12 protein-coding genes are annotated in these 10,588 nt (G+C 67.6%); 6 read left to right on the top strand and 6 right to left on the bottom strand.

Annotated features, from left to right (window positions below; translation table 11 throughout):
* Positions 1 to 30 precede the first annotated feature (30 nt).
* The 4 genes from ACEL92_RS24070 to ACEL92_RS24055 are packed head-to-tail and all read right to left on the bottom strand — an operon-like array spanning position 31 to position 3,846.
* Positions 31 to 477 carry a DUF5078 domain-containing protein gene (locus ACEL92_RS24070; protein ID WP_374023085.1) on the bottom strand — a complete coding sequence of 149 codons (447 nt, stop codon included), beginning with the start codon at positions 475 to 477 and terminating at the stop codon, positions 31 to 33.
* A 52-nt stretch (positions 478 to 529) separates the two neighbouring features.
* Positions 530 to 1,447 (bottom strand): crotonase/enoyl-CoA hydratase family protein, encoded by a 918-nt coding sequence (locus ACEL92_RS24065; protein WP_374023084.1) that lies wholly within the window; start codon positions 1,445 to 1,447, stop codon positions 530 to 532.
* A gap of 7 nt (positions 1,448 to 1,454) precedes the next feature.
* On the bottom strand, positions 1,455 to 1,766 hold the full coding sequence (locus ACEL92_RS24060; protein WP_374023083.1) for a hypothetical protein: 312 nt from the start codon (positions 1,764 to 1,766) through the stop codon (positions 1,455 to 1,457).
* Positions 1,767 to 1,776: 10 nt separating this feature from the next.
* Positions 1,777 to 3,846: a prolyl oligopeptidase family protein gene (locus tag ACEL92_RS24055; protein ID WP_374023082.1), complete on the bottom strand. Its 2,070-nt coding sequence runs from the start codon at positions 3,844 to 3,846 to the stop codon at positions 1,777 to 1,779.
* Positions 3,847 to 3,912: 66 nt separating this feature from the next.
* Here ACEL92_RS24055 and ACEL92_RS24050 point away from each other — a divergent pair, with 66 nt between their 5' ends.
* The 6 genes from ACEL92_RS24050 to ACEL92_RS24025 are packed head-to-tail and all read left to right on the top strand — an operon-like array spanning position 3,913 to position 8,465.
* Complete coding sequence (locus ACEL92_RS24050) at positions 3,913 to 5,436, top strand: aldehyde dehydrogenase family protein (RefSeq protein ID WP_374023081.1); 1,524 nt, start codon at positions 3,913 to 3,915, stop codon at positions 5,434 to 5,436.
* The gene (locus tag ACEL92_RS24045) at positions 5,436 to 5,903 is read left to right on the top strand and encodes a DUF779 domain-containing protein (RefSeq protein ID WP_374023080.1); all 468 of its coding nucleotides are present in this window, start codon (positions 5,436 to 5,438) and stop codon (positions 5,901 to 5,903) included. Before ACEL92_RS24050 ends, ACEL92_RS24045 begins: the two co-directional genes overlap by 1 nt.
* Before the next feature lie 19 nt (positions 5,904 to 5,922).
* Positions 5,923 to 6,201: a putative holin gene (locus ACEL92_RS24040; protein WP_374023079.1), complete on the top strand. Its 279-nt coding sequence runs from the start codon at positions 5,923 to 5,925 to the stop codon at positions 6,199 to 6,201.
* A complete protein-coding gene (locus ACEL92_RS24035) occupies positions 6,194 to 6,757 on the top strand; it encodes a hypothetical protein (protein WP_374023078.1) in 564 nt (187 codons plus the stop codon). Before ACEL92_RS24040 ends, ACEL92_RS24035 begins: the two co-directional genes overlap by 8 nt.
* A gap of 33 nt (positions 6,758 to 6,790) precedes the next feature.
* Positions 6,791 to 8,185 carry a dihydrolipoyl dehydrogenase gene (gene lpdA / locus ACEL92_RS24030; RefSeq protein ID WP_374023077.1) on the top strand — a complete coding sequence of 465 codons (1,395 nt, stop codon included), beginning with the start codon at positions 6,791 to 6,793 and terminating at the stop codon, positions 8,183 to 8,185.
* A gap of 7 nt (positions 8,186 to 8,192) precedes the next feature.
* Positions 8,193 to 8,465: a hypothetical protein gene (locus ACEL92_RS24025; RefSeq protein WP_374023076.1), complete on the top strand. Its 273-nt coding sequence runs from the start codon at positions 8,193 to 8,195 to the stop codon at positions 8,463 to 8,465.
* Here ACEL92_RS24025 and ACEL92_RS24020 read toward each other — a convergent pair.
* Both ACEL92_RS24020 and ramB read right to left on the bottom strand, forming a co-directional pair.
* Positions 8,456 to 9,046, bottom strand: a complete 591-nt coding sequence (locus ACEL92_RS24020) for a carboxymuconolactone decarboxylase family protein (RefSeq protein ID WP_374023075.1) — start codon at positions 9,044 to 9,046, stop codon at positions 8,456 to 8,458. The two genes, ACEL92_RS24025 and ACEL92_RS24020, sit on opposite strands and share 10 nt — an antisense overlap.
* The gene (gene ramB / locus ACEL92_RS24015) at positions 9,043 to 10,467 is read right to left on the bottom strand and encodes an acetate metabolism transcriptional regulator RamB (protein WP_374023074.1); all 1,425 of its coding nucleotides are present in this window, start codon (positions 10,465 to 10,467) and stop codon (positions 9,043 to 9,045) included. The genes ACEL92_RS24020 and ramB overlap by 4 nt, the downstream gene beginning before the upstream one ends.
* Positions 10,468 to 10,588: the final 121 nt, after the last annotated feature.

Here is a 10,588-nt window from a genome sequence, read left to right as displayed (position 1 = left end):
CTCTGCGGACGCGCGGATTTTTTTAAGGCGTTAGGCCCAGTTCCACACCGACATGTCGCCGGGCGGGTATTGGGCGCAGACGTCGGTGGCCTTGGCGACGACGCCCTTGTTGTTGAAGAAGAGCTTCATGTGGTTGGGCCACGCGTACCACAGCGGGTCGTTGTTGTAGAAGTTCTCGGAGTAGGTGCGGCGGTCCTCCGGCGACAGCGAGTAGAACCAGTGCACCTTGTCGATCGTCGCCTGCTGGACGTTCGGGTGGTTGTTGAAGTCGATCATGTAGCGCTGGTAGTACACCGGGCTGGTATCGCGGGTGGCCGCCATGATCTGTTCGGCGTCGCAGGTGGTGTTGATCATCCTGCGTGGAATCGGGAAGTCCTCGGTCGAATCGGCGACGGCGGTCTTCGGGAAGACCGCCGCGGCGATGCCGAGGGCGAGGAAGGCGACGCCTGCGCGCAGGCCAGTGTTCAGCCGAGACATAGCTGTAACGGTAACACTTTTTGTGCGTCGGCGACCAGGTTCCTAGTTGGTCTCAGCATTGGTCCCGATCAGGCACGATGACATGTGCGGGGTCGGGCCGCAGCTCCGGTGGGGCCTGGCTGTAGTCGCCGAACGGGCCGTCGCGGCGCTCGACCGCCGCCCGCACGCCCTGGGTTTCTGCGGTCTTGATGAAGTCGAGGGCGTCGGGGGTGTTGCGCATCAGGCCGTCGAGGATGCCGCCGAGCGTCTGGGTGGACGCCAGCCCCATGTTCTCGTAGGCCTGGTTGACGATCAGCTTCTGCGCCCGCAGCTGCGACAGCGGGATGCGGGCCAGCTCGGCGGCGACCTCGGCGACCCGGGCCTGCAGGCGCTCGAACGGCACCGCCTCGTTGATCAGCTCGATCTCGGCCGCCTGGACGCCGGTCAGCGGTCGCCCGGTCAGCGAATGCCACTTCACCTTGGCGAAGCTGAGCCGGTAGAGCCACATCCCGCTCAGGTAGGCGCCCCACATCCGACTGTACGGGGTGCCGATCACCGCGTCCTCGCTGGCGATCACCAGGTCCGCGCACAGCGCGTAGTCGCTGGCGCCGCCGACGCACCAGCCGTGCACCTGGGCGATGACCGGCTTGGACGCCCGCCAGATGGCCATGAACTTCTGCGTCGGCGCCGTCTCGCGGGCGGTGACCATCGCGAAGTCCTTGCCGGGGTCCCAGCGGCCGTCGGTCATCATGGCCTCGCCCCACTGCTGGAAGCCGCCGCCGAAGTCGTAGCCGCCGGAGAAGGCGCGGCCGGCGCCGCGCAGGACGATGACCTTGATCTCCGGGTCGCGCTCCGCCAGCCCGACGGCCGCCTCGATCTCGTCGGGCATGGGCGGCACGATGGTGTTGAGCTGCTCCGGACGGTTCAGCGTGATGGTGGCCACCGGCCCGGACGTCGTGTATAGCAGCGTCTCGAAGTCGCTACCTGGCATGGCTTCCTTAGGGGTCGGGCTGGCGGTTTTCCGGCGACGACGCGTAGATGCGGTCCCCGATCTTGAGATACGGCGTCGTCAGGTACGCCGACATCGCGACCAGGCCGGAGAAGATCGCCGCCACGCAGACGGCGTTGGGCCAGAGCTTGCCCGTGCCGGCCGCGAAACACACGGTGCCGATCACCGCGGTCGCCCAGTAGAACCGCCGCCCGGCCCGGCGGTCACCGATGAAGCGGTAGCGCGCCTGCGCCGCCGAAACCAGCACGAAGATCAGTCCGGTCGCCAGCAGGGTGAGTTCGATGCGTTGGGTCGCGGACACGTCGACGATCTTAGGACCCGGTCACAGGGCCTGCCAGCATCCGCCACAGGAACGAATAGGTGAGCGCCGACTTGAACGCGACCTGCTGGTTGTCGGCCGCGCCGGCGTGGCCGCCCTCGATGTTTTCGTAATAGAAGACCGGGTGTCCGGCCGCCTCGAGGGCGGCCGTCATCTTGCGCGCGTGGCCCGGATGCACCCGATCGTCGCGGGTGGAGGTGGTCATCAGCACCGGCGGGTAGTGGCGCGTCGCCGAAATGTTCTGGTACGGCGAATATTCGGAGATGAACGCCCAGTCCTGGGGGTTGTCGGGGTCGCCGTACTCGGCCATCCACGAGGCGCCGGCGAGCAGCAGGTGGTAGCGCTTCATGTCCAGCAGCGGGACGCTGCACACCAGCGCGCCGAATCTGTCGGGGTACTGGGTGAGCATGATGCCCATCAGCAGGCCGCCGTTGCTGCCGCCCTGCGCTCCGAGCTGGTCCACGGTCGTGATGCCGCGGTTCACCAAATCCGTTGCCACCGCGGCGAAATCCTCGGCCACCTTGTGCCGGTTCTCGCGCATGGCCTGGGTGTGCCAGCGGGGGCCGTACTCGCCGCCGCCGCGGATGTTGGCGAGCGCGTAGGTGCCGCCCCGGGCCAGCCAGAGCCGGCCGAGCACGCCGCTGTACGCGGGGGTGTTCGCGGCTTCGAAGCCGCCGTAGCCGTAGAGCATGGTCGGGCCCGGGCCCCGCGCATCGGCCGACCGCACCACGAAGTAGGGGATTGGCGTGCCATCCGCGGAGTCCACGAAATACTGTGCCACCGTAAGGTTCTCGGCATCGAAGAAGGCGGCCGCCGACTTCACCTGCTCCAGCGGGCCGGCGCCGGTGCCGCGCAGGAGCCGCGAGGGCGTGACGAATCCGCTGGAGTCGAGGAAGAACTCGTCGCCGGTGTCGTCGGCGGCGACGACGACGGTGTTGGTCGCCTCCGGAATGCCGGCCACCGGCTCCCGGAGCCAGCCGTCCCGTGACGAAGGGGGCGTGAGGATCTCCACGCGGCTGGCCACGTCGGCGAGGGTGACCATCAACAGCCGGTCGCGCGTCCACGCGTAGTGGTTCAACGCGGTGTGCTCGTCGGGCGAGAACACCACACTCAATTCGGCTGTGCCCGCGAGAAATTCGTCGTATTTGGCCGCCAGCAGGGAACCGGCCGGGTAGCTCTGTGCACCATAAAACCAGTCGGTGCGCAGCTCGATCAACAGCCATTCGCGGTGTATCGACAGGCTCGCGTCGGTCGGCGCATCGATCCGGATGAGCTCGGTGTTTCCTTGCCGGCCCCGCAGTTCGTAGACCTCTTCGTTCCAGAAGTCCAGGGCCCGCCCCAGCAGCGTGCGCTCGAAGCCCTCGGTGCGGTCCACCGACGCGGACACGCGCACGTCGGTGCGGTCGCCGGAGAACACGGTTTCCGCATCGGTCAGCGGGGTGCCCCGGCGCCACCGCTTGATCACCCTGGGGTAGCCCGAGTCGGTGAGCGAGCCGTCGCCGAAATCAGTGCCGACGAGTACCGTGTCGAGGTCCACCCAGGCGATCTGCGACTTGGCCTCCGGTAGTGCGAACCCGTCGGCGACGAATTGGCGTGTCGCCATGTCCAATTCGCGCACGATCGAGGCGTCCGAGCCGCCCCTGGACAACGCGACCAGCGCGCGCGTGTATTCGGGTTCGATGACGCCGGCGCCGGCCCACACCCACTTCTCGTCGTCGGCTCGCCCTAGCTCGTCTATGTCGATCAGCACGTCCCACTCGGGGGCATCGGTGCGATAGCTGTCCAGCGTGGTGCGCCGCCACAGCCCGCGCGGGTTGGCGGCGTCGCGCCAGAAGTTGTAAAGGTACTCGCCGCGGCGGACCACGTACGGGATGCGGGCGTCGGTGTCGAGCACCTCGAGCGCCTCGGCACGCATCCGCTCGAATTCCGCGTCGCGGAACGCCGCCAGCGTCGGTTCGTTGCGCGCCCGCACCCAATCCAGCGCCTCGTCGCCGGTGACATCCTCGAGCCACAGGTACGGGTCTTGGGCGTCTTCGCGATCGGCGGCGGCGTGTGAGGTCATGGACGCCATTGTGGCCTCCGGCGGTAGTGTGAGGTGTATTACACCGACGAGCGAAGGGCCGAGCTGATGACTGTTTTCGCACGTCCAGGTTCCGCCGGGGCCTTGATGTCGTACGAATCCCGCTACGACAACTTCATCGGGGGGCAGTGGGTGCCGCCCGTGCAGGGCCGCTATTTCGAGAACCCGACACCGGTGACCGGCCAGCCGTTCTGCGAGGTGGCGCGGTCGGATGAGGACGACGTCGAGAAGGCGCTCGACGCCGCCCACGGGGCGGCCAAGGCGTGGGGCAAGACCGCTCCCGCGGAACGGGCGCTGATCCTGAACAAGATCGCGGACCGCATCGAGGACAACAAGGCCGCGCTGGCGGTCGCCGAAGTCTGGGACAACGGCAAACCGATCCGCGAGGCGCTCGGCGCCGACATCACACTGGCGGTGGACCATTTCCGCTACTTCGCCGGCGCCATCCGGGCGCAAGAGGGCTCGCTGTCGCAGATCGACGAGAACACCGTGGCCTACCACTTCCACGAGCCGCTCGGGGTGGTCGGGCAGATCATCCCGTGGAACTTCCCGATCCTGATGGCCACCTGGAAGCTGGCCCCGGCGTTGGCGGCGGGTAACGCCGTGGTGCTCAAACCGGCCGAGCAGACACCGGTCTCGGTGCTCTACCTGATGTCGCTCATCGGCGACCTGTTGCCGGCGGGCGTGGTCAACGTCGTCAACGGATTCGGCGCCGAAGCGGGCAAGCCGCTGGCGTCGAGCAACCGCATCGCCAAGGTGGCGTTCACCGGCGAGACCACCACCGGCCGGTTGATCATGCAGTACGCCTCGCAGAACCTGATCCCGGTCACGCTGGAACTGGGCGGCAAGAGCCCCAACATCTTCTTCTCCGACGTGATGGCCAAGGGTGACGACTTCTGCGACAAGGCCCTCGAGGGCTTCACCATGTTCGCCTTGAACCAGGGCGAGGTGTGCACCTGCCCGTCCCGCAGCCTGATCCAGTCCGACATCTACGACGAATTCCTCGAGCTGGCCGCCATCCGCACCAAGGCGATCCGGCAGGGCGACCCGCTGGACTCCGAGACGATGCTGGGTTCCCAGGCCTCCAACGACCAGCTGGAAAAGGTGTTGTCCTACATCGAGATTGGCAAGGACGAGGGCGCCAAGATCATCACCGGGGGCGAGCGCGCCGAGCTGGGCGGCGACCTGTCCGGCGGTTACTACATGCAGCCCACCATCTTCGCCGGCAACAACAAGATGCGGATCTTCCAGGAGGAGATCTTCGGTCCCGTCGTCACCGTGACGTCGTTCGCCGACTACGACGACGCGATCTCGATCGCCAACGACACCCTCTACGGCCTGGGTGCCGGGGTGTGGAGCCGCGACGGAAACACCGCCTATCGCGCCGGGCGCGACATCCAGGCCGGCCGGGTGTGGGTCAACTGCTATCACGCCTATCCCGCGCACGCCGCGTTCGGCGGCTACAAGCAGTCCGGCATCGGCCGGGAGAACCATAAGATGATGCTCGACCATTACCAGCAGACCAAGAACCTGATGGTGTCCTACTCCGACAAGGCGCAGGGCTTCTTCTAATGGTCCCGGGTGTTGTCATCACCGCCGGCGCCGCCGAACTGCTGGCGCGCCTGCAGGACCGGCACGGGCCGCTGATGTTCCACCAGTCCGGCGGCTGCTGCGACGGGTCGTCGCCGATGTGCTATCCATCCGGGGACTTCGTGGTGGGCGACCGCGACGTGTTGCTGGGCGTGCTCGACGTCGGGGACGGGGTGCCGGTCTGGATCTCGGGCCCGCAGTACGAGGCCTGGAAGCACACCCAGCTGGTCATCGACGTGGTCCCGGGCCGTGGCGGCGGGTTCAGCGTGGAGGCTCCCGAGGGGCTGCGCTTTTTGTCCCGCGGCCGCGTCTTCACCGAGGAGGAACAGGCCGAGTTGCGGGCCGCGCCGGTCGTCACCGGCGCCGATTATGAACGCGGCGAACGCCCTTCGGCCCGCGGTCGGGTGGTGACTGACACGGCCTTGCCAACGTGCCCTCCGGGTCGATGACGGCAGTAACCTCGAAGGCGTGATCCCCCTTCCGCGCCCGCGGCTGTTGGCCGGCGCCATGCTGATCGGCGCCGCCGTCGGGCTGTTGGCGGGCGTGGGATTCGCCGGGACCGTGCACGGGAGCATCCGCCCGGCCTTCGCCCTCGCGCTGGTGGTGGGGGTTCCCAGCGTCGCCGGGCTGGTGACGATCCTGTTCTCCGGACGTCGGTGGGTGACGATGCTCGGCGCGTTCGCCTTGGCGGTGGCCCCGGGCTGGTTCGGTGTCCTGGTCGCCCTCCAGGTGACGTCCCGTGGTTGACGACGACACCCCGTCGAGCCCGGGCACCCAGGCGTGGAAGCCCGACTTCTCCGACGACGACCCGGGCACCCAGGCGTGGAAGCCGGATTTCTCGGATTCTGACGAGGAGACGGGCGCGCGCCCGGCGGCCGCCCACGACGAGCCGGAGGCGTCCGAGCCGCCCGCCGACGAGGACGATACGGCCGCCGAGTCCGCCGCCGCGCCGGTGCAACCGGTCACCGTTCCCGGGCGCTACCTGTACCTGAAATGGTGGAAGCTGCTGCTGGTCGCCTTCGCCGTGTGGTGCGTGGCCGCCGTCGTCGGGCTCGGCCTGTTCTATTGGTGGTATCACTCGACGGATGCGACCCCGGCGCTGTTCGTGGTGCTGGTCTACGTGGTGGCGTGCGCCGTCGCCGGCGTCCTGCTCGCGATGGTCGAGGGCAGGCCGCTGGTCTCGGCGCTGGCGCTGGCGGTGATGTCGGGACCCTTCGCCTCGCTGTTCGCCGCGGCGCCCCTGCTCGGTTATTACCACTGCGCGCGGGTGGGCCACTGCCTCGTCGGCCTCATTCCGTATTAACGCCCCGGCCGGGCGGCCACTAGGGTAGTGGCCGTGACCCATTTTGACGTCGTCGTCCTCGGGGCCGGTCCCGGCGGATATGTCGCAGCCATCCGCGCCGCGCAGCTTGGCCTCAACACCGCAGTCGTCGAGCCGAAGTACTGGGGCGGAGTCTGCCTCAATGTCGGCTGCATCCCGTCCAAGGCGTTGCTGCGCAATGCCGAGCTGGTGCACATTTTCACCAAGGAGGCCGCGACGTTCGGGATGAACGGCGAGGCGACCTTCGACTACGGCGCCGCCTTCGACCGCAGCCGCAAGGTGGCCGAGGGCCGGGTCGCGGGCGTGCACTTCCTGATGAAGAAGAACAAGATCACCGAGATCCACGGGTACGGCCGGTTCACCGACGCCAACACGCTGTCCGTCGACCTCAACGACGGCGGCACCGACACCGTGACGTTCGACCACGCCATCATCGCCACCGGCAGCAGCACGCGGCTGGTGCCCGGGACGTCGCTGTCGGCCAACGTGGTCACCTACGAGGAGCAGATCCTTTCCCGCGAGCTGCCCGAGTCGATCGTGATCGCCGGCGCGGGTGCGATCGGCATGGAGTTTGGCTACGTGCTGAAGAATTACGGCGTCGACGTGACCATCGTGGAGTTCTTGCCGCGGGCGCTGCCCAACGAGGACGCCGACGTGTCCAAGGAGATCGAGCGGCAGTTCAAGAAGCTGGGCATCAAGATCCTTACCGGCACCAAGGTGGAGTCGATCTCCGACAACGGTTCCGAGGTCACCGTCGCCGTCAGCAAGGACGGCAACGCGCAGGAACTCAAGGCCGCTAAAGTGTTGCAGGCCATCGGCTTTGCGCCCAACGTCGAAGGCTACGGCCTGGAGAAGGCCGGCGTCGCGCTGACCGACCGCAAGGCCATCGGCGTCAACGACTACATGATGACCAGCGTGCCGCACATCTACGCCATCGGTGATGTCACCGGGCTGCTGCAGCTCGCCCACGTCGCCGAGGCGCAGGGCGTCGTGGCGGCCGAAACCATCGCCGGCGCAGAGACTTTGGCCCTGGGTGACTACCGGATGCTGCCACGCGCGACGTTCTGCCAGCCCCAGGTGGCCAGCTTCGGGCTGACCGAGCAGCAGGCCCGCGACGAGGGCTACGACGTGGTGGTGGCCAAGTTCCCGTTCACCGCCAACGGCAAGGCGCATGGGCTGGGCGACCCCACCGGGTTCGTCAAGCTGATCGCCGACGCGAAATACCTTGAGCTGCTGGGCGGACACCTCATCGGCCACGACGTGTCCGAGCTGCTGCCCGAGCTGACCCTGGCGCAGAAGTGGGACCTGACCGCCACCGAGCTGGCCCGCAACGTGCACACGCATCCGACCTTGTCCGAGGCGCTCCAGGAGTGCTTCCACGGCCTGACCGGCCACATGATCAACTTCTAAAAGCCCTATGCGTAGCGACATCATTCTGGGGGCCGTCGGCGGCCTCGCCGCGGGCTACGTCCTGTGGCTGGTGGCCTTCTCGATCGCCGACGACAACGCGGCCGTGGGCCAGTGGGCGCCAACGGTGTTGTTGCTCTCGCTCGCGCTGGCGGTCTGCGCGACGATGTGGGCGTCGTTTCTGCGGCGCCGGCGCAAATACGCGTGGTCGGGGTTCGGGTTCGGGCTGCCCGTGCCGCCGCTGCTGCTGACGCTGGCCGTCCTGGCCAACGTCTATCTCTGAGCGGGGCCGGTCTGGCGCGGGTTGTCCAGCGGGATGGCCAGGGCCGACATGGTCGCGGCGAGGCCATCGTATTGGCTTGCCAGCAAGCAGAATTCGATGAGCTGACGCCGGTCCAGGTGCTGGGCGAGCTGCTGCCAGGTGGCGTCGGTGATGGTGCGGTCCTTGACGAACTCGTCCGTCGCGGCCAGCAGCGCCTGCTGGCGCACGGTCAGGCGCGCCTCCACGCGGTCCAGGCGCTCGGGCCACGCGAAGATGGCGGCCTGCAGGTCCGCGTCGAGTCCCTGCTCGGCGGCCATCCGGCGATGGTGCTGCAGCTCGTACTCGCAGGCGCGCAGATGCGCGACCCGCAGGATCACCAGCTCGGTGTCGATCGCCGGCAGGCGGCCGCGCAGCACCCGGCCGCTGTAGATGCTCCACACCAGGAAGAGGAACTTGTTCTGGCCCAGCGTGGTGAACAGGTGCATCTCGGGTGCGTGGACCTTGCGCGCGGCCGACTTCGCGAGAATCCAGTTGATCAGCCCGAGTTCGCGGAACCGCCCCGACGGGATGCGGCCACCTTGGCCCGCTTGGCCGGCGGTCACGGCTGCTTCACCAGATACGGGGAGACCGTGCTGCGGTGCTCGTCCAGATCCAGCGCGCGCCCCAGGGCCGGGAAGGCCCGCTGCGGGCAGTTGTCGCGTTCGCACACCCGGCAACCGGCGCCGATTGGTGTTGCCACTGTTCCTGGTCCTCCCGAGACGTCGAGTCCTTCGGAGTAGACGAGCCGGTGCGCGTGGCGGAGCTCGCAGCCCAGGCCGATCGCGAAGGTTTTACCCGGCTGACCATACCGGGCGGCGCGGCGCTCCACTGTGCGGGCCACCCACATGTAGTTGCGCCCGTCGGGCATCTGGGCGATCTGCACCAGGATCTTGCCCGGGTTGGCGAACGTTTCGTACACGTTCCACAGCGGGCAGGTGCCTCCGCTGGAGGAGAAGTGAAACCCGGTGGCGGACTGGCGTTTTGACATGTTGCCGGCCCGGTCCACCCGGACGAAGGAGAACGGCACGCCGCGCATCGACGGCCGCTGCAGGGTCGAGAGCCGGTGCGCGATGGTCTCATAGCTCACCGAGTAGAAGGAAGACAACCGCTCGACGTCGTAGCGGAAATTCTCTGCGACGTCGTGGAATTGGCGATACGGCAGCACCGCGGCCGCGGCGAAGTAGTTGGCCAGCCCCAGCCGGGCCAGCGTGTGCGATTCGTCGCTGGTGAACTTGCCCTCCTCCACCAGAGCGTCGATCAGATCGCCGTACTCGAGGTAGGCCAGCTCGGCGGCCATCTTGAACACCTGCTGCCCGAGCGAGAGGTGGTTGCTGATCTCCAGCGTCTTGGTCGCGGGGTCATAACGGTGCAGCACGGTGTCACCCAGATCGATCCGCCGGTTGATGTGCACGCCGTGCACCTCGGTCAGCCGGCGATTCAGTTCCCGGGCCAAGTCGCCGTGGTGCAGTCGCATCTGGATCGTGAGGTCCTCGGCGGCGGTGTCCAGCTCGTGCAGGTAGTTCTGCCGCTGGTAGAAGTAGTCGCGCACCTCCTCGTGCGGCATGGTGATCGATCCCGTGCCGCTGCCGTCGGAGTACCGCTCCTCGGTGGCGGCGGCCAGTTGCGCCGTGGTGATCCGGTAGCGCCGGTGCAGGTTGACCACCGCGCGGGCCAGCGCGGGGTGGGATCCGACCATCTCGGCCACCTCGGCCGGGTCGACGTCGATGTCCAGGTCGCGGTCCATGGTGACCTCGCGCAGCTCGGCCACCAGCCGGGTGTCGTCCTGGGAGGCGAAGAACGTCGCGTCGACGCCGAACACCTCGGTGATCCGCAGCAGCACCGCCACTGTCAGGGGCCGCACGTCATGCTCGATCTGGTTGAGGTAGCTCGGCGAGATCTCCAGCATCTGGGCCAGGGCGGCCTGGGAGAACCCGCGTTCGTTGCGGAGCTGGCGGACGCGGGAGCCGACGAAGGTCTTGGACACTTTGCCCAGGATAGCGGCTTGTTAAGCCGAAGTTGGCATGGTTCGCACGCGGCCGCGGACGCGTTGCGATTGGTTTTTGGCATAGGTCGTTGGCATGATTCGCAACGAGACCGCAGGACTA

Origin of the sequence: Mycobacterium hainanense (genome assembly GCF_041890355.1) — a bacterium.
In the GTDB taxonomy this organism is placed as follows: Bacteria; Actinomycetota; Actinomycetes; order Mycobacteriales; family Mycobacteriaceae; genus Mycobacterium; species Mycobacterium hainanense.
The sequence above is the reverse complement of the archived record's forward strand: the minus strand, read 5'-3'. Positions and strand labels throughout refer to the sequence as shown.

Bases quoted from the DNA above. Each gene is read 5' to 3' on its own strand.
- ACEL92_RS24070 (WP_374023085.1), bottom strand. From the start codon at position 477: ATGTCTCGGCTGAACACTGGCCTGCGCGCAGGCGTCGCCTTCCTCGCC.
- ACEL92_RS24065 (WP_374023084.1), bottom strand. From the start codon at position 1,447: ATGCCAGGTAGCGACTTCGAGACGCTGCTATACACGACGTCCGGGCCG.
- ACEL92_RS24055 (WP_374023082.1), bottom strand. From the start codon at position 3,846: ATGACCTCACACGCCGCCGCCGATCGCGAAGACGCCCAAGACCCGTAC.
- ACEL92_RS24050 (WP_374023081.1), top strand. From the start codon at position 3,913: ATGACTGTTTTCGCACGTCCAGGTTCCGCCGGGGCCTTGATGTCGTAC.
- ACEL92_RS24045 (WP_374023080.1), top strand. From the start codon at position 5,436: ATGGTCCCGGGTGTTGTCATCACCGCCGGCGCCGCCGAACTGCTGGCG.
- ACEL92_RS24025 (WP_374023076.1), top strand. From the start codon at position 8,193: ATGCGTAGCGACATCATTCTGGGGGCCGTCGGCGGCCTCGCCGCGGGC.